General features: G+C 61.4%; 23 protein-coding genes and 1 pseudogene. 19 read left to right on the top strand and 5 right to left on the bottom strand.

Going from position 1 to position 19573, the window contains the following annotated elements:
* Window positions 1-65: 65 nt before the first annotated feature.
* Genes NKI72_RS01625 through NKI72_RS01635 form a run of 3 tightly spaced genes read left to right on the top strand, consistent with a single transcriptional unit; the run spans window position 66 to window position 2790 of the window.
* Entirely contained in the window at window positions 66-935 is an 870-nt protein-coding gene (locus NKI72_RS01625) for an ABC transporter permease (RefSeq protein ID WP_352470537.1), read from the top strand.
* The gene (locus NKI72_RS01630) at window positions 935-1723 is read left to right on the top strand and encodes an ABC transporter permease (protein ID WP_352470538.1); all 789 of its coding nucleotides are present in this window, start codon (window positions 935-937) and stop codon (window positions 1721-1723) included. Before NKI72_RS01625 ends, NKI72_RS01630 begins: the two co-directional genes overlap by 1 nt.
* On the top strand, window positions 1723-2790 hold the full coding sequence (locus tag NKI72_RS01635) for an ABC transporter ATP-binding protein (protein ID WP_352502585.1): 1068 nt from the start codon (window positions 1723-1725) through the stop codon (window positions 2788-2790). The genes NKI72_RS01630 and NKI72_RS01635 overlap by 1 nt, the downstream gene beginning before the upstream one ends.
* 546 nt (window positions 2791-3336) lie before the next feature.
* Here NKI72_RS01635 and NKI72_RS01640 read toward each other — a convergent pair.
* Both NKI72_RS01640 and NKI72_RS01645 read right to left on the bottom strand, forming a co-directional pair.
* Window positions 3337-4377: a site-specific integrase gene (locus tag NKI72_RS01640; protein WP_352612556.1), complete on the bottom strand. Its 1041-nt coding sequence runs from the start codon at window positions 4375-4377 to the stop codon at window positions 3337-3339.
* Window positions 4378-4385: 8 nt separating this feature from the next.
* Complete coding sequence (locus NKI72_RS01645; protein ID WP_352470541.1) at window positions 4386-4799, bottom strand: excisionase; 414 nt, start codon at window positions 4797-4799, stop codon at window positions 4386-4388.
* Window positions 4800-5565: 766 nt separating this feature from the next.
* Between NKI72_RS01645 and NKI72_RS01650 the strand changes: the two genes are divergently transcribed.
* The 4 genes from NKI72_RS01650 to NKI72_RS01665 all read left to right on the top strand — a co-directional run bounded on the left by NKI72_RS01650 (window position 5566) and on the right by NKI72_RS01665 (window position 9349).
* Window positions 5566-5877 (top strand): hypothetical protein, encoded by a 312-nt coding sequence (locus NKI72_RS01650; RefSeq protein ID WP_352502583.1) that lies wholly within the window; start codon window positions 5566-5568, stop codon window positions 5875-5877.
* A complete protein-coding gene (locus NKI72_RS01655) occupies window positions 5877-6923 on the top strand; it encodes a DUF7146 domain-containing protein (RefSeq protein WP_352612732.1) in 1047 nt (348 codons plus the stop codon). The genes NKI72_RS01650 and NKI72_RS01655 overlap by 1 nt, the downstream gene beginning before the upstream one ends.
* 313 nt (window positions 6924-7236) lie before the next feature.
* A complete protein-coding gene (locus NKI72_RS01660) occupies window positions 7237-8172 on the top strand; it encodes an SLOG family protein (protein ID WP_352612554.1) in 936 nt (311 codons plus the stop codon).
* A gap of 847 nt (window positions 8173-9019) precedes the next feature.
* Window positions 9020-9349: a DUF736 domain-containing protein gene (locus NKI72_RS01665; protein ID WP_352502581.1), complete on the top strand. Its 330-nt coding sequence runs from the start codon at window positions 9020-9022 to the stop codon at window positions 9347-9349.
* A 193-nt stretch (window positions 9350-9542) separates the two neighbouring features.
* Here NKI72_RS01665 and NKI72_RS01670 read toward each other — a convergent pair whose 3' ends face one another.
* Complete coding sequence (locus NKI72_RS01670; RefSeq protein ID WP_023674290.1) at window positions 9543-9758, bottom strand: helix-turn-helix domain-containing protein; 216 nt, start codon at window positions 9756-9758, stop codon at window positions 9543-9545.
* Window positions 9759-9880: 122 nt separating this feature from the next.
* On the opposite strand from NKI72_RS01670, the gene NKI72_RS01675 reads away from it, so the two are divergent.
* The 12 genes and pseudogenes from NKI72_RS01675 (at window position 9881) to NKI72_RS01730 (ending at window position 16931) form a co-directional block, all read left to right on the top strand.
* Window positions 9881-10159, top strand: a complete 279-nt coding sequence (locus tag NKI72_RS01675) for a DNA -binding domain-containing protein (protein ID WP_352612552.1) — start codon at window positions 9881-9883, stop codon at window positions 10157-10159.
* 168 nt (window positions 10160-10327) lie between these two features.
* Window positions 10328-10513, top strand: a complete 186-nt coding sequence (locus tag NKI72_RS01680) for a transcriptional regulator domain-containing protein (RefSeq protein WP_352452199.1) — start codon at window positions 10328-10330, stop codon at window positions 10511-10513.
* Window positions 10514-10559: 46 nt separating this feature from the next.
* Complete coding sequence (locus NKI72_RS01685) at window positions 10560-11084, top strand: DUF2285 domain-containing protein (RefSeq protein ID WP_352470697.1); 525 nt, start codon at window positions 10560-10562, stop codon at window positions 11082-11084.
* A gap of 125 nt (window positions 11085-11209) precedes the next feature.
* The gene (locus NKI72_RS01690) at window positions 11210-11500 is read left to right on the top strand and encodes a helix-turn-helix transcriptional regulator (protein WP_352502580.1); all 291 of its coding nucleotides are present in this window, start codon (window positions 11210-11212) and stop codon (window positions 11498-11500) included.
* Window positions 11501-11517: 17 nt separating this feature from the next.
* Entirely contained in the window at window positions 11518-11949 is a 432-nt protein-coding gene (locus NKI72_RS01695) for a replication initiator protein A (protein ID WP_352470547.1), read from the top strand.
* Window positions 11946-12506, top strand: coding sequence for a S26 family signal peptidase (locus tag NKI72_RS01700; protein WP_352470548.1), 561 nt, complete (start codon window positions 11946-11948; stop codon window positions 12504-12506). The genes NKI72_RS01695 and NKI72_RS01700 overlap by 4 nt, the downstream gene beginning before the upstream one ends.
* Window positions 12507-12550: 44 nt before the next feature.
* Window positions 12551-12877, top strand: a complete 327-nt coding sequence (locus tag NKI72_RS01705) for a DUF736 domain-containing protein (protein ID WP_023674284.1) — start codon at window positions 12551-12553, stop codon at window positions 12875-12877.
* 4 nt (window positions 12878-12881) lie between these two features.
* Window positions 12882-13928, top strand: coding sequence for a lytic transglycosylase domain-containing protein (locus tag NKI72_RS01710; RefSeq protein ID WP_352502579.1), 1047 nt, complete (start codon window positions 12882-12884; stop codon window positions 13926-13928).
* Entirely contained in the window at window positions 13925-14176 is a 252-nt protein-coding gene (locus tag NKI72_RS01715) for a hypothetical protein (RefSeq protein ID WP_352470551.1), read from the top strand. The genes NKI72_RS01710 and NKI72_RS01715 overlap by 4 nt, the downstream gene beginning before the upstream one ends.
* Window positions 14173-15915: a relaxase/mobilization nuclease domain-containing protein gene (locus tag NKI72_RS01720; protein WP_352612549.1), complete on the top strand. Its 1743-nt coding sequence runs from the start codon at window positions 14173-14175 to the stop codon at window positions 15913-15915. Before NKI72_RS01715 ends, NKI72_RS01720 begins: the two co-directional genes overlap by 4 nt.
* 451 nt (window positions 15916-16366) lie before the next feature.
* Window positions 16367-16626, top strand: a pseudogene (locus NKI72_RS01725) (CopG family ribbon-helix-helix protein).
* Window positions 16623-16931 (top strand): type II toxin-antitoxin system RelE/ParE family toxin, encoded by a 309-nt coding sequence (locus NKI72_RS01730; protein ID WP_352849832.1) that lies wholly within the window; start codon window positions 16623-16625, stop codon window positions 16929-16931. The pseudogene NKI72_RS01725 and the gene NKI72_RS01730 overlap by 4 nt, the downstream one beginning before the upstream one ends.
* 187 nt (window positions 16932-17118) lie before the next feature.
* Here NKI72_RS01730 and NKI72_RS01735 read toward each other — a convergent pair whose 3' ends face one another.
* Both NKI72_RS01735 and NKI72_RS01740 read right to left on the bottom strand, forming a co-directional pair.
* A complete protein-coding gene (locus NKI72_RS01735) occupies window positions 17119-18168 on the bottom strand; it encodes an L-idonate 5-dehydrogenase (protein ID WP_352612545.1) in 1050 nt (349 codons plus the stop codon).
* A complete protein-coding gene (locus NKI72_RS01740; RefSeq protein WP_352612543.1) occupies window positions 18165-19571 on the bottom strand; it encodes a TRAP transporter large permease in 1407 nt (468 codons plus the stop codon). The genes NKI72_RS01735 and NKI72_RS01740 overlap by 4 nt, the downstream gene beginning before the upstream one ends.
* Between the last annotated feature and the right edge of the window lie 2 nt (window positions 19572-19573).

Raw genomic sequence — 19573 nt, forward strand, 5'->3', positions numbered from 1 at the left:
CAGAAGCCGGGATCAGCCGACCATCCATGTCGGCTGATGCTTCCCCATCCTGGGAGGTGGATGTCATGGCAGCACAGGTTGCGGCCGCGTCGCGCAGCGGATTGAGATCGGCCTTGCCACTGCTGGCGCCTGCCTATCTCTGGCTGACGGTTGCGATCTTCCTGCCGCTCTCAGCCATGGTCTTCTTCTCCTTCATGACCGACCTGCCGCTGTCGGGAAAGCCGTGGGCGTTCACGCTCGAAAACTATGCCGCCTTCTTTTCACAAAGCCTTTATCTGACATTGCTTTTGGCCTCGCTGCGCCTCGGCCTCGAGGTGACGCTGTGGTGCATCGTCATCGGTTATCCCGCCGCTTATGTGCTGGCCAAGGTGCTGAAAGGCCGCACCCGAGAGGCGATTTTCCTGCTCGTCATCCTGCCGTTCTGGTCGAACGGGCTGGTGCGTATCTTCTCCTGGGCGATGGTGTTGCGTGAAGGCGGCATTCTCGACACTGCGCTCAACGCCGTCCTGCCGTTCAAGATCAACATCGACCTAATGTATTCCTATCCGGCCGTAATCATCGGGCTGGTGCACTCCTACGTGCCTTACATGGTGCTGACCTGCTATCTGACCCTGCAGGCCATCGATGACTCGCTAATCGAAGCCGGGCGCTCGCTCGGCGCCTCGCGGCTGCAGGTGCTGAATCGAGTCATCATTCCGCTGTCGATGCCGGGGCTGGTGGCGGGCGCAGCGCTCGTCTTCGTCCCGGTTGTTGGTTCGTTCATGGAACCGCGCATCCTCGGCGGCCGTACCGGCACCTTTTACGGCACTGTCATCGAGGACCAGTTCGTCGCCGTGTTCAACTGGCCGCTGGGTGCTGCGCTCTCCTTTATCCTGTTGGCCGTCGTGCTGGTCATCCTGGCGGTTGCCTCGCCGGTGCTGCGGAGGGCTACGTGATGGCGACGACACGTGTTCTCGAATGGCTCGGCCGCCTTTACATCTGGCTATTGCTCGCCTTCCTCTATGTGCCAATCATCATCATGGCGCTAATGTCTTTCAACGTTTCGCCCTTCTACCAGCTGCCGTTCGAATGGACGGCGGAATGGTATGTCTCGCTGTGGCAGAACGACCAGCTTATCTCAGCCACCTGGAACAGTGTCGAAATCGCAGTCATCACTACCATCATCTGCGTCGTGCTTGGCTCGGCGGCGTCACTTGCGCTCTACCGCTATGAGTTTCGCGGCAAGAAATTCCTCCAGGCGCTGCTGTTTCCGCCAATCGCCATTCCGTGGCTGATAACCGGCACAGCGATGTTGATCTTCTTCTTCGGCGTCGGCATTGGGCGCGGCCTGTTCGCCATCCTGCTTGGCCATGTCGCGCTTGCGCTTCCCTACGTCATTGTCGTCGTGTCGGCCCGACTGCAGACCTTCGCGCACGAGCTGGAAGAGGCGGCGCGCTCGCTCGGCGCCAATCAATGGCAGTTGACGAACCGCGTCACGCTGCCCTGGATCATGCCGGGCGTCATTGCCGGGGGGCTGTTCGCCTTCGCCGTGTCCTTCGACCAGTTCGTCGTATCCTACTTCTTGTCGACGCCGGGCCAGACGACGCTGCCGGTCGAAATCTACGCCGCGATCCGCAAGGGTTTCACGCCCGAGATCAATGCGGTCTCGACGATCATCATTGTCGTGTCGATGGCGCTGATGCTGCTGACAGCGCGCTTCTTCAAATTCGGCGGAGAGAAATAATGGCTGGCGTCCAAGTAGCGAACGTGTCGCGCGCTTTCGGTGCCCACAAGGCGCTGGACGATGTGTCTATCGATTTCGCCGACGGCGGCTTCTACGCCCTGCTCGGTCCCTCCGGCAGCGGCAAGACCACGCTGCTGCGCCAGATCGCCGGCTTCGACTTTCCCGACTCTGGCCGCATCTCCATAGGCGGCGAAAGTGTCGAGCGGGTGCCGGTGGAGAAGCGGCGCATCGGCATGGTGTTCCAGAACTACGCCCTGTTTCCCAATATGAGCGTTGCTGGCAATGTCGCCTTTGGCCTGTCGGTGCGCGGCGAGCCCAAGGCGGTGATTGCCAGCGAGGTACAGCGCGCACTCGACCTTGTGCAACTCGGCAGGCTCGGCGGCCGCCGGCCGCATCAGCTGTCCGGCGGCCAGCGCCAACGGGTTGCGCTCGCTCGCGCGATCGTCATCCGGCCGCGCGTGTTGTTGCTCGACGAGCCGCTCGGAGCGTTGGACAAGGCGCTGCGGGTCGACATGCAGATCGAGCTCAAGCGCATCCAGCGCGAGATCGGCATCACCACCATCTTCGTCACCCACGACCAGGAAGAAGCGCTGACGATGAGCGACCGCATCGGCATTCTGCGCGATGGCAAGCTGGTGCAGGAAGGCTCGCCCGAGGAGATCTACGATCGGCCGAAGAGCGAGTTTGCCGCCACTTTCCTGGGCGACGCCAACATCCTTCGCGGCGACAGCACGGGCAACGGCATCCGACTGCCGGACGGCACAGCGATTGCCGCCGGCGCGGGTGCCAAGCTTGCCGCTGGGGCCAAGGCAAGCTGCGCCGTGCGGCCCGAACGCATCCGCATCTTCACCGATGCCGAGGCTCCGGATGCGGCCAACGCGAATCTGCTGCGAGGCCAGGTATCGAAGCGCATCTTCGCCGGAAATAGCAGCACCTACTTTGTCGAGCGTGCTGGCCAGACGCTCAAGGTGATTGTGCAGAACACCGGCGCTGGCAGGCTGGCGGAAGGTCAGGATGTCGTGCTGCATTGGTCGCCGGAAAGCACAGTCTTGATCGTCGCGGGGTAGCAGGCCAGAGATAGACCACTGACCGACTCAGATGGGGCTTTTGTGATGGTAAAGATTGCGACCTCCTGGTTGAGGTCCGCGCCAGAAACGCCGATACGTCCCGCCTACGAGACCATGCCATTTTTTGGTGGTCTTGCGGCCCGGAGCAACCGATCCCGGCAATGATGATGGACAACGACATGGTTGGCATCGCCAAGGTCTTGCCGATTGACAGTTTCACTCAGAAGCGGTGCGCCGGGCTTGCGGCTAGTGCGCCGTTTGCTGCTGTTTTGAGATTTGGCCAGGCGCGTATTCATTGGCCTCGAAGACAAGCCTCCGTCAAGCCAGGCATCACGATCTTTGCCTCTAATCCTCCCAGATTCAATGTCGCTTTCGGGACCCGGCAAACCGATCCAAGGCACGGCTGCGAGCACGCGCCCTGGGGAGCCGGAGTAGACCTTTGAGCGGGGTGCGGATGGCAGTTTTGAACGTGCGATCCCATCGTCCCGAACGATGTGGATTTACCAGCAAGTCGTTATTGTTCCTGGGCTCCTTCGCCACGTTCGCTCACGACTGGTCGCGTTTCCTTTCGCCGTTTCTGTGGGAAACCTGTGGGATGAGCACACCGCGTTCGTGTCTTGTGATTTGAGTTATACTCGGAACGGTTTGCGGCGACTTGGAGAAAACCGGCTTCTTCGTGATCTTCTCGGCGGCGTCTGCCAAGAAATTAGGATGATGATGGCCGTAAGTTTCGATCAGGACATCCACTGTAATGCCAAGAAAGCCCGCAGCCTGCCACAGATCGGTGCCGGCCTGCATCATCCAAGTCGCCGCGGTGTGGCGGAACACGTGCGGAGTAACGTCGGGCCCTAGGCCGGCGATTTCGCGCGCCGTCTTGAAGCTCTTGTCTATCGACTGCACCGGCTTTCCATTCCATTCCACGACAAAATCCTGCGATATCTTGCGACCGATGTTCGCACTTTTGCCGCGCGATTTGGTCTCGAGGTGAAGATCAGTGCGCGCCCAGCGCCGGAGGTGCGCCAGCAGCCGCTCGGGCAACGGTACAGGGGGTTGGCGCTTCTTGGTCTTCCTTGCGCCGGTGGCACCGCGATAGAAGATACCGCGGTCTAGGTCCACATGACCGCGCCCTTTCGTTGGGCGCATGGCGGCACCGCAGATTGCGGCCGAGCGCGTTCCTGTATAAAGTGCGACGAGGATGAAGCGCGCGAGATGTCGCCCAGTGCGCCGGCCACTCGCTTGGCCCTTCCATGTCTGCTTCATTCGCCAAGCTGCCCAGATCAGTGCGGCCGCCTCACTGCGGGTCAACCAGCGTTCGCGGGCGGCGGCCTTGTCTGGCAGGGTGATGACCGGTGCGGCGGTTGTATAACCCTCCTTGCGGTAGTAGTTGATGGCGGCACGAAGATCCTCGAGTTGGCGGCGCGCCGCGGCTTCGGTGGGGCGCGACGCAATGTACTCGCGGCAGAGTTTGCCATTGATGGCGGCGAGAGTTTTTTCCCCGAAGTAATCAAGGACCTTATCCAGCCGAGCCGCCGTCTCTTCTGGTGTCGCGTGCTTCGGTGCAACCTCTTTAAGGTAGAGGTTGACCACATCGGCAATTAAGACGTCCTCGGCTCCCCGCGCTCGGTGGTATTTGCTTCCAATGTAGGCGGCGAGCGCCTTTTCAGCTTCAGTTCCTGGACGGCCTTTTTCGCCGCCGCCAGCGCTGATGAAGCTGGTTCCATCGCGGATAAACCATCCAGCTTTGTTTCGGCGCGTTCCATCTTTTTTCCAGCTTTCGTCACGCCATACCAGGCGTGGCCCTTTCGAAGTCCGCGGCATAGTTCCCTCATCCTCGCGATTGCCATCAAGCTGACGTATTCCTTTCCGGCGATTAGCTCCGTTTCAAGTCGACCGGCGTCACGTTCCTTGCGTAGGCCTGCTGCGCTCATCGAGCCGTCGGGAAAGGCAATTCGCGCAGCGATTTCGACGCGCAGTGGTGTGGTCTCGTCGAATTGGTCGGGGATTTTCATAAGAAGTCCTCAGCAGTTCTTAGGTCTGAGCTGTTCGCCGACCTCGTTGAGCACTCCGTCCTGTCTCGCCGTTCTGGACACGGTCCTGCAGGAGAACTCTTCTCCAAAAAACCGGCTGCGAAAACCGCCCGCCGGAGGTGCTGCGGCGAAGAGGCGCCTTCGACCTGTCAATCGGAGTGGTTGCGCAACAAGTCTATGGCTGGCCTCTGCTTCCAGTCCGGCCAGACACACTCCTAAAGGGATCCGACCATCGTTTCAGTATCGATACGGCCGGCAGGGCCTATTGCGTCGCAACGCCCGCGCGCGCCGCGCCGCGTTCAGGCGAGCAGGGCAGCGGAGTACCTCCTTCGCTTCTTGGCTGGCAGCGTCATTGCTGGCGACGATTAGCGGCAAGCCGCCCGTGATGACCAACCACGTCCAAATCGATTTCCCGTCGCAAAAAGCGCTCTGTTCGCTCTCGAACTCAGCCGCATGCCCTCGGTGTCGCACGCCACAGCGCCGAAGGCGTGATGAAGAACGCAGATACTTCCAATGGGGCGACCGGCCCGCTCGTCGTTCATCGCCGCGCTGTGGTCCTTAATCGCTACTGCTGCACGTTTGTATGTTGCAGCCGCGTTTGTAAACAGGAACGCCGTCACTGAGTTGCTACCCCGCAACAACCTCGGTTGGCTGCCAAGCACAAGAGGACGAGGAGTGCCGGGATCTCCATGACGAGTTTGAAGGTCGAGAGAGAGGCTCTCGACTGCCCGTCTCGGAGTACATCCCGATGGCGACTACCCCTCAGAAAATTACCCTTCTGTCCTCGCGAGACATTGCCTTCAAGAACGTGGAGTTCTCCATGTCCCAGGTCCGCGTCAAGGCTGACATCTGGATCGAGGACCTACCTGACCTCGTAGCCGAAGTGACGACCCACTCGCACCTCCTCGTGCGCAAGACGACCAGTGGTTGCATCGAGCGCCTTGCCGTCGAGATTCGCGCAGGGTCGGCCAGTCCCACTGAGCCACAGGCGCCCGAACCCGCAATTCTGGGCAAGGTGCTGGAGCGCTATCAGCGCATCGACTCGCGGGAGGATGCATGATGCCTCGACGCGACGCGTCCGAACTGGCCCACCGCCTGGGCCGACAGGCCGAAGCGGTTTGTCGCCACTATCTTTCGAACGGACATCGCGAGGGACGCTACTGGCTTGTTGGCGATGTCCGAAACACGCCGGGTCGCTCTATGTTCGTGCGGCTCGTCGGCTCGCAGAGCGGAAAGGGCGCAGCCGGCAAATGGACTGACGCGGCGACCGGGGAGCATGGCGATCTTCTCGATATCATCCGCGAAAGCCGCGGTTTGAGCGACTTCAGGGACGTTGCCCATGAGGCAATAACGTTTCTCGGCCTACCGCATCCCGGACCAGAGCAGACATCAATGCGGTCGAAGTTGCTGGCCGCGCCGTCGGAAATGTCGGAGAAAGCGCGTCGGCTGTTTGCGATGTCGCAGCCGATTGCGGGTACGGTCGTAGAGGCGTATCTGCACAACCGCAGTATTGCCGCTTTGCACGGGACCGGAAGCCTGCGTTTTCACCCGCGCTGCTACTACCGGCCCGACGAACAAGCGCCGACTGAGACCTGGCCGGCGATGATCGCTTCCGTTACCGATCTCGACGGCCATTTGACTGGCGTACATCGCACATGGCTTGATCCTTCCGGCAGGGGCAAGGCACCGGTCAGTACGCCGAGGCGCGCGATGGGCGATCTTCTCGGTCACGCGGTTCGCTTTGGCCTACCGGGCGACGTCATGGCGGGCGGCGAAGGCATCGAGACCGTCTTGTCGCTTCGGTGCATCCTGCCCGATATGGCCATGGCAGCGGCACTCTCGGCCGCCCATCTTGCTGCCATGCTGTTCCCCCTCACACTGAGACGGCTCTACATCGTGCGCGACGCCGATCCAGCCGGTAACGGCGCGCGTGACACCTTGATCGAAAGAGCGAATGCTGCCGGGATCGAGCCGGTCGTGCTCTCGCCGGCACTTGGGGACCTCAACGAAGATCTCTGTACGCTAGGCTTGGATGCCGTTCGAGCAGCAGTCCGTGTTCAGCTCGCCCCGCAGGACATCGCCCGTTTCATGGCAGTGGCGGGATAACTCGGAACGAACAGCCTGTCCGCTGTCGCCATCATCACTTGGATGCTCCTGAAGTCGGAGAGAACCGCGCCTGCGGGCCTTCGAGAGGGCGATCGGCCAGCAAACGACTCGGCCCCGCAATGTCTCCGGCCGACTATTTTCCGGCGCGCTCCCCAAGGGAGCGCTTTCCATCGCGAAGCAAAATAGCCGGCCTCCACCCTCCTCCGCTGACACTCCGGCCCTTCGCTTCGCTGCGGGTGCAGGTCCGTCCCGTCCGCCGGCTTCCGTCGCCATGAAGGCCGCGAGGGTCGCGGTCCAACCGGCGGAGCATCCAATGAGCGAGCATGACGACTACGAACCACAGCACTCGTCTTCACCCATCGACCACGTCCTCACCGAACTCCAGCTCTATGGCTACCGTCCCTTCGTGGATGAGCCTGATCCTCGACCGCTTCCAGAGGGCCACTGCGTCGCCGGCGCGATGGCCGACATCTTCGACGCCCTCATCGTGGCACTGCAAGACACTCGCCTCGAGCCCGATCTCGACGATCTTCTGTGGTCGACCGTCAACATCTTTCACCGCGCCGCAGATCGGATCGAGCGCGAACTCGATCACAACGAGCAGGCGCAACGCCGCAGCCAGCGTGAGCAGGACGGCAGCGAAGTGAAATCCGTCGAGCTGGAACGCCTGACGGCCGAAGGGCAGACGCTGATCGAACGCCAAAGCGCCTTCGAACTGATGCGTGATCAGGCCGCGGAGCACTACGAGCGCCACACCGGATCGAGTTGGCGACCGCGCAGCGGATCGATGGTCAACCATCGCAACATGACCTCTGCGCTGATCGACAGCCGCGATTTTCTCAGCGCCAAGAAACGCGCCTCGCAGGAAGTCCTTCTGCCACCTGGCCCGAAAATCGCCTTCACCGCTGGGCTCGACTTCAATGACCACCAGCTGATCTGGGCCAAGCTCGACCAGGTCCACGCCAGGCATCCCGACATGGTATTGATGCACGGGAAATCGCCGAAGGGTGGCGAAAAGATCGCCGCCTGTTGGGCAGACCATCGCAAGGTACCCCAAATCGGCTTTGCCCCTGAATGGACAAAGCATGCCAAAGCCGCCCCGTTCAAGCGCAATGATGCAATGCTGGAGGCGCTGCCGATAGGCGTCATCGTCTTTCCCGGGACCGGAATTCAGGACAATCTTGCAGACAAGGCAAAGAAGCTCGGCATCCCAGTCCTCGACTTCCGCCCCAAGGGAGGCGGCGCGTAAGCGCTGCCCGCCGCTACCCTTTTTTCGATTGTACGATACGGCCGCGATCGGGCAGCGGGTACTGTATTTGCAGCTCGCTGGAGTGCTTGGCCCGGGATGCCGGATCTCCGGCTTCCTGCGCCGCCCGTCTTTTTGCGATACTCAAGTCCGCGCCCTAGCAAAGGCGCGCGACGCCGTCACGCTTGCCGTCAACGTTCAGCTGCGTCGCAGCTGGCATCACAGCTGCGAATAACGACGCCCGTTCAACCGAACAGGGCCTGGATCTAGGCGAACTCACCGAACAACCGGCGTGGGCAGGATGCTTTTTTCGGCCATCGCATTGTTAGGATCGTCGCTGACACGGCATCGCGCGACGCACAGTTCGAATCCACAACGGCGTGCCGTCTCGCTCCAAAGATAGCGCATATCCGGTGGTGCACGTCAGCCGTGACTTGAACCGTCACGTGCGTGTCTTATGCGCGTTTCCGACAACAGCTTGCGGCTTCGCGATGCCTGTACAGAGGAGCATCGACGCCGGTGATCGTCGTAGCCGGGATTTCGCCAGCGACGGTATCGCCAGGTTCTCCGTTGATGTCTCTATCTGGTGGGCCGCTCCAAACGGCCTCTTAATGGGCTGATCTGGCCGAAGGTCGGCTGCGCCTCGATCGCCTAAGCCGCAATGGCGCCGATCGACTTTCTTCCCCTGCCGGCTGCGCCGTCATTCCTCGCGAAACAACAAAGTCACTTGGCTGCCATCCTCCGCTGGCGCTGCGGTCGCAAGCGATGCGGCGTCGATCGCCTCCGGCCCGCCGATCGCTATCGAGGCCGCAATGGTGCGGGCTCGAAACAGAGTTCAAGGAGAAAACTCATGGCGATAATCGGAAGCTTTAAGAGGACCGGCAACAACGAGTTCACCGGCGAAATCGTCACCCTCTCGCTCCAGGCCAAGAACGTCCGCATCGTCCCCGAGGCCAACCGCTCTGGCGACAACGCCCCCAGTCACCGTGTCTTCGTCGGGCGGGTCGAGATCGGCGCCGCTTGGTCCAAGCGCTCCAATGAGGGCCGCGACTTTCTCGGCCTGAAGGTGGACGATCCGAGCTTCACTGCTCCGATCTACGCCAACCTCTTCAACGATGAGCAAGGCGAAGACTACAGCCTTATCTGGTCCCGCCCCAACGGCCGCCGCAACGCGGAGTAAGGCCCCGACCAAGGCTCCGCCCGGACGAACAGGGCGGGGCCGTCCTCCTTTTCACGGCAAGATGAGCGCAGTCGCTGCCCAACGAGCTCCGTCGGACTTTGGGGCGACTACCTGTCGTGTTCGCGACTGGAGACTTCATTCCTGCATGTCGCCTCGCCGATCATCGAAAATTCGAGGTGTTTCCCGCGTCAACTCACGGTGCCGATTTTCTGATCAACTCGCATGGGTCCACATTCAGCGCAGTTGCGATCCTCCCAAGAACACTGATGCTGGCCGAGACCCGAGCGCGCTCGATCGATCCGACGTAACGCATGCTCAGTCCAGAGCGGGCGGCCAGTTCCTCCTGCGTCACGTTCTGGTCATGGCGCAGGCGACGCATGTTGGCCGCCATGATCTCCTTGAGATTCATGGCGGATTAGGGACCAGAAAGGGAACTATCGTTCTAGGAATGATCGTTCCTATTCGCTATGATTGGTGCTCGATCTAAAGGACGGCTCCTTCGAGATCGCGATCGAAATATGGTCAAATACCATGCTTAAACCGCTGCTCGATCCTGACGTCGCCGACATTGCGCCGGATGCCTCGGTCCTGACCGGCTATGACGAGGAGCGTCTGCTCACCTACATTCGCCTGCTTGACGCGGCGGCGGAAGATGCCGATTGGCGAGAGGTGGCCAGGATCGTCTTGCATATAGACCCGGAGCAGGAGCCGGAACGAGCGTACCGGTCCTGGGAAACCCATCTTGCCCGCGCGCGATGGATGACGACCAGCGGCTACCGATATCTTCTCGCTGGCGGCGCTCCGCACTGACGCGGCCGTCGCTCCACTTTGCTGAGTCGGCATAATGGTTTGCCGACTCTCCAACTATTCAACTTCCTTATCCGCCGGGAATGTTGACGCCGACGCCTCACATCCGGGTACGCGGAGAGGACAGGAACAGTGCAAGGCGATTGGACCGATCCGGCGGCGTATGCACACATGTGCAGCTACCAGGCTACGGAATTCGCTGCCGAGTATCTGATCCGGAATGACGAATTCGTGGCAGAGTGCAGCCAGCTTGCATCGCAACTCGCTGGTTCTGGAGAACCTGCCGGTCAGCCCGATCTCGCCGCCCGTTGGGGCGCGCGATTTCAAAACTGCCGGTGCCGGACTTCCGAAAGCTGACAATATCATCTGGACGGAACAGGCCTCGCCGCGCGTGCTCCGGGTCATGCGGGTATCTACATCCCATCAAACAGTTCGACCTTCCAGCCTTGCCGGAGCCAGCGTTTGGCCGCAGGACGAAGGCCTTCACATTATTTGGTCTACCTTAATTGGGAAAAGTCATCTCGTCGCTGATGACCGCGCCGGTGAATTCAACGCTACCCTTCTGCCGCTCGACGCTGCATTCGAGACGCGGCTCGATGCAGCGCGCCGGTTCTGGCGCGCACTGAACGGCCGGGCAGGAAGTTCATCTTACGGCGCGCTGCCGCAACAGACCAAGACCAGGCATATCCTCAATTTGCGCGCACATGATGGTCACCGCATGGGTGCAACCTATCGTCAGCTCGCGGAGGTGCTGTTTTCGCAAGAGCCGATTGTGCCGCGAGATTGGCGTGATCATCATCTCCGCCACAAGGTCCGAGCTATCTTACGCCGTGCAGCTTTTTTAGTCGCCGGCGGCTATCGCGATCTTCTCTTCTATCCCCACAACCGCAGCGAAAAGTCCGGCCGCCGAAGTCCTTCTTCGGGATAGCAAAGGGGTAGCAAAAACGCGCCCCCCAATCTTTGCCCTCCCTCGCCTTTCCTCATTTCGATCATGGTCCACTTCGCGCGTCCCGGCAGGCCAGGACGACAGCAGAACCGAATGGAGATCGAGCGATGTCGAAGGGTCCCGCGGACGCGCCCCAAAAGTATTTGCGCACGAAGGAGGCAGCACCCATCGTCGGGCTCTGCGTCCGCACACTCGAAAAGCACCGGACCTACGGCACCGGCCCAAAATACCGGAAGGTCGGCGGGCGCGTTCTCTACGACATCAACGACCTGCACGCCTGGATAGAGCTGGGCGCACGCACCTCCACCAGCGATGCCAACGCGACCTATGTTCCGCCGGCAAAACCCCATGCAGCCCGCGCGCCCGCCTATGTCGGCCGGCGCGACCGCAGCTCCTGATCTGTGGCGCACCGAAAATGCAGTATCGCGAGACCGTTCAGCAGCAATTTGCGCTGTCTTATGTCCCCTCAACCGGCTTCCCTCCACGCGGCACGCGGGACGTCGTGGCGCGGCAGCTCGTCTTATTGGTGAAATCCCGCCGCCTGACACCGATCCACCCTCATGCGGGCGAAGAATCGACCTGCGTTGAGGCGGCAAGTGTGCACGGCATGGGAACGATTTGGAACGCTGCCATCCTGGTCTGGGCTGCGTCGCAAACCATCCACGCGCAAGCCAGGAGATTGCAACCGCGCCGCTTGGTAGCGGCGAAACAGCAGCAAATCCTGACCTTCATGTCGCCGCGTCAACGGCGGCACGTCCACAGCCGGATAGCCGCACGCGAGCAGCCGAGTCCATACACCGGCAAGCGTCGTAAAGCTTTCCTGCTGCGCCCCGGGATCGAGTCATGAGCAAACGCACAAAGATCATCGCCACCATGGTTGGCGGCGCAGTGCTCGCCGCGGCGCCGGCATGGATTAGCCATCCGCCGCTGTCCATCTGGAACGCATCGGCGAGCATCCCCGTCGGGCTCTATCGCGTCCAGCCGGCCGACAAAATCGGTATTGCCAATATCGCCGTCATCATGCCGCCCGAGCCATTGGCGGCCTTCATGGCAAGACGCGGCTATCTGCCGAAAAATGTGCCGCTCCTCAAGCATGTTTTGGCACTCGGGGGCGCAACCGTCTGTCGCCAAGGCACAATGATCATTGTCAACGGCAAGACGTATGGACATGCGCGCGAGCGTGACAGTCGTGGTCGATCCCTGCCCATCTGGCAGGGCTGCCGCGACGTTGCCGAGGCCGACGTCTTCCTTATGAACCCGGGTGCAGCCGACAGTTTTGACAGCCGCTATTTCGGCCCGCTCCCGCTCTCATCGATAGTTGGCCGCGCGGTTCCAGTCTGGACCACGGAGCGCACCACTCCGGTACTGGATATCACCAACGATCCCCTCGCTAGCGAGCCGTGAGGGCTCGGCTCGACGCGCACTAACACTCAGAAAGGAGCACTGCAATGACCCAGATCGGAACCTTCACGCGCAATGATGACGGCTTCTTCGGCAATCTCTCCACGCTAACAATCGAGGCGAAGATTGCCATCCTGCCTGCCGAGAAATCCAAAACCGAAAACGCGCCCGACCATCTGATCTATTGCGAAGGGATGGCGGTCGGTGCGGCTTGGGACCGCGCCGGAGACAAGGCTGGGGATTACCTCTCCGTCTCAATTGACGACCCGTCCTTTACGCAGCCGATCCGCGCCAAGCTGTTTCGGTCCGATGCAGAGAACAGCGTCTGGAGCCTGCACTGGAACCGATCATCGAAGCGCGACGGGCGAGGCTGAACAGATGCTTCTGGAGCCCTTCGACGAATCTTTCTCGCCAACCCTTTTGATCCATTGCGCGCCGGTCAAACCCTTCGACCCGACCGCCCGCGAGGCAGCCCAGAGGGGGCCGGACACTTGCTTGTGGCTGCGGACGCCGATTTCATCACAATTTTGGCAAAGCCGGTTCGATTGGCGAGCCCCTGCCCTTAACGGAAGCGAACACCGTCGCAGGCTGGCGGCGCATCGGTTCTGCGGTCTGCGGGACGCAGCCCACAGAGGCATGACGACGTTTGCCGCATGTGTGATGCTCGGCTTCGTGGCGCCCGAAACTGGTGCAGCGGCTTCCTCTGCTGGTGAACGGCCGGCGCACTCCGAGTCGACGATCTTGTCGGCTGGCCCGTGGTCGCGGCATATCCGGGAAGCGTCAAAACGCTTCGCCATTCCAGAGCAGTTGCTGCGCGGCGTCATGCATGTTGAGAGCGTCGGCGATGTTCGTGCGCTTTCAAGCAAGGGCGCAATGGGCTTGATGCAGATCATGCCGGCGACGTGGCAAGAACTGCGCATCAAATACCGTCTCGGTGACGATCCGTATCAACCGCGTGACAACATTCTTGCAGGTGCAGCATATCTTCGCGAAATGCTCGACAGCTTCGGGCGCAGCGGCTTTCTTGCCGCTTACAATGCCGGTCCTGGTCGGTACACGGAACATCTCTTAACCGGCCGTCCGCTGCCACGCGAGACGGTCGACTACGTCAGGAAACTTGCGCCGCTGCTCGATGGTGCAGTTCTCACTCCGCGGCGCGCGCGGCACGGAAGGGGCAGAGCCAGCTCACTCCGTGCAACGATCTTTCCGCATCCCCATGACATTCGGAACGCCGCTGCATCGGATGGCAATGGTTATGCCGAGACGATCTTTGCGGCGATTCATTCGTCTGCAATGCGGTCGCCAATGGGCAATCCTGTTGCGGACCTGACCGCGATCGAGCCACAGCCGGGTGAAACCGATTTCCAATCGAACCACGCTGGTTCCGGCCTATTCGCTCAGCCCTCTTTAGCCATATCGCAATGATCGCCACGTTCCTCCTCAATTGCATTCCGGCCTGTTCCGTCGCGGAAATTCCGGCGGAAGGGTTGGCTGTGGATGAGAACAGAGAGATTGGCAGGATAAAGGGCCGCGAGGTGCGGCTCGGTTCGGCCGATTGTTTTCCTTACAATTTTCGTCTCATTTCGCAATGTGCTGGCACAATCAGCGATGTGCGCTATTCCCAATTTTTCAGTGTTTCAATGGAAACCGCACCTCGTGGCCGTCTAGCATGAAGCGTGACCATAGCTTTCGCGTCCGCCCTGGTCGCATCCGCTCCCGCGCCGGCCAGCGCGCACGACCCTTCATCTTCCAGGCTCTTGCGGCCACACAGCGCGCCGGCGGTCACCTTACACGCGAGGGTCGGATCACCTCCCCGCGAGCTTCAACGTTTGGCCGCGGCAGGTCAGCGAGCATCCGCGCCAGTCGCCTCATCTCTGACCGGTCACGCGGCGCCGTCGTCAAGACCCGTGTGGTACGGCAGTTCAGAGGGTCTGGGCCACTCGCTACCCATCTCAAATATCTTCGCCGCGAAGGTGTTACACGTGATGGTGAGAAGGCGAGGATGTTCGGTCCCGACACTAAAGATGCAGACCATGACGCCTTCTGCGACCGCTGCAAGGATGATCGGCATCACTTCCGTTTCATCGTTTCGCCGGACGATGCAATGGAGCTCGGCGACCTCAAGAACTTCGCTTGTGACCTGATGGCCGACATGGCGCGCGACCTCGGCACGAGGCTCGACTGGATAGCCGTCGATCACTGGAACACCGAACATCCGCACGTTCACATCCTCGTTCGCGGCGTTGCCGACGATGGCGAGAGCCTTGTCATCTCGCGGGACTACATCCGCCAGGGCATGCGCGATCGCGCGAGCGACATTCTCACCCAGACGCTTGGGCTCCGCACGGACCTCGACATCCGCCGGGCCATCGAGCACCAGGTCGACACTGAGCGCTGGACGCAGCTCGATCGCCAGCTTGTTCGTGACGCCGACCGTCATGGTATCATTGATCTCGCGCCACACCCTGATCGCCGGCCCGACGAGTTCCTGGGGCTCAAAGTCGGCCGGCTGCGGCAACTGGAAAGCCTGGGCCTCGCGAACGAGATCCGTCCCGGCCAGTGGATAGTGGTCGAAGAGGCCGAGCCCACTTTGCGCGCCCTCGGTGAACGCGGCGACATCATCAAGCGCATGCACCGCAGCCTCACTGTGCATGGGCTAGAAAAAGGGACGGCCGACTATGTGCTAGCCGCCGAAAAGATTGATGCGCCCGTGATCGGCCGACTGCTCGAACGCGGCCTTTATGACGAACGGCGCGGCGCGGCCTATGCCATCGTCGATGGCATTGATGGACGCACGCACCACATTCGCTTCCATGACCCTGATGCGGCCGGAGACTCCGACCCGGGCTCGGTCGTGGAGTTGTGCCGCGATGCGAGTGCAAATGGCGGTGGCCGGGTCACCCTCGCGGTCCGCTCCGACCTGTCAATCGAACAGCAGGTCCATGCTTCCGGCGCGACTTGGCTCGATCGCCAACTCGTTGCACGCGAGCCTGCCGAATTCGGTGACGGCGGCTTTGGTAGGGACGTAAGACAGGCACTGCAAGATCGGGTCGACCACCTTGTCAGCCGCGATCTGGCCAGGCGCGAGGGACAGCGCGTCATTCTTGTGCGCAATCTGATCGATACTTTACACGATCATGAGGTGGAATCGCTCGGTGCCCGCCTCGCCGCCCAGACGGGCCTCTCGTTCACGAAGGCTGCCAACGGCGATCATGTGGCTGGGATTTACCGGCGGCGTTTCTCGCTGGCTTCAGGCCGGCTCGCGATGATCGACAATGGACTTGAATTCAAGCTCGTGCCCTGGTCGCCGTCGCTCGAAAAGCGATTGGGTAATCAAGTCATCGGGGTCGTGTGCTCGGATATGGGGGGCGTGGATTGGAACCTGGGAAAGAAGCGCGGCATCGGGCTATGAAGGTTACAGGCGTATGCTCTATCCTGATGCTGGGAAGCCAGCACGATCGCACATTCTATTTGTACCTGCACAGTGAAGCGCCGATTGCCTCGCAAGAAACAGGGACTTTGCGCATCCTCGATTCAGTCTGGCGCCGGCAATCGCGGCACTGGCGCTGTTTGCCTTCGTCTATCACTGGAATAGCTATCTCTGGCCGCTGACCGTTCTACAGGGCAAGGCACACGAATATCCGATCGTCATCAGCCTTAGTCGCCTGCTCAGCTACAACAGAGGCGCTCTAAACACGGGACTGGTGATGGCTGGCGCGACGCTTGCCGTGCTCCCGCCACTGGTGCTCTTCGTCTTGCTGCAGCGCTTCTTTGTGGATTCGATCGTCGGCTCGGCCGTCAGGGGATAATGGATCAGCGGCGCTCTGTGCTAAGGTGTACACAGATCAACACAGGACACCGCTATGGCCGCTAGCACCACTATGACAATTCGCGTCAGTCCCGATGTAAAGGAAAGCTCGACCGGATCGCAACCGACACCCGGCGTAGCAAGTCGTTCCTCGCAGGTGAAGCCGTCGCAGCGTATGTCGATCGCGAGCTTGAAATCATTGAAGGTATCAAGCCCGGCCTTGCTGATGTCGAAGCTGGGCGCATCGTGTCTCATGATAAGGCTATGGCAGAAATTTATGCCGCGATTGATGCCGGCACGGGCCGCAAGGTGTGACGCGAGCCGTTCAGTGGTCTCGCGGTGAGCTGGACGACATCAAGGAACAGATCGCCTATATCTCGCAGGATAATCCGCGCGCTGCGCGCCTGGTAGCAGACCGGATTCTGGACGCAGGGGCCGCGCTTGGGGAAATGGCAACCGGGCGACCCGGCCGTGTATCCGGCACCTATGAAAAGCCTTTGAGCCGCCTGCCCTACATCATCGCTTATGCCGTGACCGCCAAGGGCGCCCGAGAAAGCATTTCAATTTTGCGGGTGATCCACGCAGCGCGCGATTGGCAGGACGAGGAATGGCCGAACTGAACGAAATCTCGTGACGAAGGGCTTTAAGCGCGAGCGGATTTGCTGCCAACAATTTTGACAGCAAGCTGCCGGGTATTGCTCCCGAGTTTAACCGGAGACCTGGGTGGGAGCATATACGTCGAGCCCGTTCTGAGTTTCGTCCGTTCGCAATGAGTTATGGCTGCTAACGATCTGGCAAAACCACGATTCAGTCCGCGGTCAGCACGACCTTGACACTCTGTGAACGGTCGGCGGCAAGTCGGAACGCGTCTGGGGCGCAAGAAAGCGTGCGCTCCGCTGTCATCAGCTTCAGGACGTCCACCTCCCCCGACACGATGAGATCGACCGCCCGGCCGAACTCCGTGCCGAAGCGGAATGTGCCTTTGAGGTCGATCTCCTTGGCCATCACTGCATTGGCAGGCAGCGGGATCTGGCCACCGGGAAGATTGCCGACCTGGACCACCGTGCCGCCGCGCCGGACACTGGCGATCGCCGCGGCAAGGCCGGCGGCAGTGCCTGAAATCTCGAACGCGACATCAAGCGAATCCCCGGCAGCAAGCGCCTGGAGTTCGGCGTCGCCGCCGGAAAGGTCGATCGTCCTGTCGGCGCCAAGCCGGCGGGCGAAGGCGAGCGGCGCGGCGGCGATATCGACGACGGTCAGTTCAGCGCAGCCGGCAAGCCTGGCCGCGAGCATGGTCAAGAGACCGATGGGGCCGGCACCGAACAGGACGACGTTGCGGCCCCTGACGTCGCCCACCCGCGCGACGGCGTGCAGGCTCACCGCCAACGGCTCGGCAAGTGCGGCCGCCTGGTAGGCCACGTCAGATGGAACCTTGAAACATTGCGCGGGCGTGGCGTCGAACAGGCTGGCGAATCCGCCCTGCATATGCGGCGTCTTCGATGCCGAGCCCATGAAATAGATGTTCTCGCAGAGATTGGCGCGGCCTTCCAGGCATCGCGCGCAACGCCCGCACCAGCGCGACGGATTGACCGCGACATGGTCGCCGATGCCGAGGCCGGGCGCGGCGCCGTTGATCTCGACGATTTCGCCTGAGATTTCGTGGCCGAGGACAAGCGGCGAAGTGACGACGAAGTCGCCGGTACGGGCATGGCGGAAATAATGCAGGTCGGAGCCGCAGATGCCCCCTGCCCCAAAGCGCACCCGCACCATGCCTGGTGCCAGCGGTTCAAGCGGACGCTCCACGACGCGCAGGTCCTGCGGGCCGAACAGCGTCGCGGCAATCACCTGACCACTCACCGGATCAAGCCCATCTCGGTCGGCAGCCAAAGCGTGATGGCGGGTATGAAGGTGATCAGAAGCAGCGCCACGACAAGCGGCACCAGCCACGGCAGGATCGCCATGGTGGTGCGCTCAACCGAGAGCTTGGCGACGCGCGACAACACAAAGAGCACCATGCCGAGCGGCGGGTGCAAAAGCCCGATCATCAGGTTGAGCGTCATGATCAGCCCGAAATGCACAGGGTTGATGCCGTAGACGGCGGCGACCGGCAGCAGGATCGGCACCAGAATCGTGATCGCGGCGATCGTATCGAGGAAGCAGCCGACCACCAGCATCAGGATGTTGACCAGGATCAGGAAGACCCACTTGTTTTCGGTGAGCGCGAAAATGAAGTTCGAGAACAGCTGTGCTGCCTGGCTGACGGTGAGCAGCCAGGCGAAGATCGATGCGGCGGTGACGATGAAGAGCACCGAAGCGGTCGTCTCGATCGTGTCAAAGCTGGCCTTGGCAAGCAAACGCAGCGTCATCGTGCGGTAGCGCACCAACCCGAGGAAAAGCGACCAGATCACAGCCGCCATCGCCGCCTCGGTCGGCGTGAACCAGCCCATCGTCATGCCGCCGATCAGGATAACCGGCGTCATCAGCGCCATGACCGCGGAGAAATCGAAATACCAGTCCGCCACGATCAGCACCAGCAGCGCTATGCCGACCGCGATATTGATCGACAGGCCAAGCTGCACCAGCACATAGCAGCCAATCGGAAAGGCAGCCACCACCAGCACCTCGCCCGCCGCTTCGGCCAGCCGCCGAAGCTCGAAGGATGTGTCGGAGCCCCAGCCGCGCCTATAGGCGAAGATAGCGACCGTGATCATCATCAGCACGGTCATGACCACGCCGGGCAGGATGCCGGCCATGAACAGCGCGCCAATCGAGACATTGGCCATCATGCCGTAGATGACGAAGGGCAGCGAGGGCGGAAAGATCGGCCCGAGCGTGGCGGAAGCGGCGGTAACCCCGACCGCGGCGTCGATAGGATAGCCGTGGTCCTTCATCGCCTTGATCTCGATAGTGCCGATGCCGGCGGCGTCGGCGAGCGCGGTGCCCGACATGCCGGAAAAGATCACCGATCCGATGATGTTGACCTGCGCCAGGCCGCCTTTCATCCAGCCGACCAGGGCAAGGGCGAAGGAATAGATGCGCCCGGTGACGCCGGCGATGTTCATGAGGTTGCCCGCCAGGATGAAGAACGGAACGGCGAGCAGCGGAAAGCTCTCCACCCCGGCGATCATGCGCTGGGCCGCGATGATATCGGGCGCGACGCCGTAGATGACGAGGTAAAGGATCGAGGCGGCCGCCATCGAAACGGCGACCGGCACGCCGATGAGCATCAGGACAAGAAAGCCCCCGACCAGAAGCAGCATCG

Origin of the sequence: Mesorhizobium sp. M0437 (assembly GCF_040321335.1) — a bacterium.
Classification (GTDB): domain Bacteria; phylum Pseudomonadota; class Alphaproteobacteria; order Rhizobiales; family Rhizobiaceae; genus Mesorhizobium.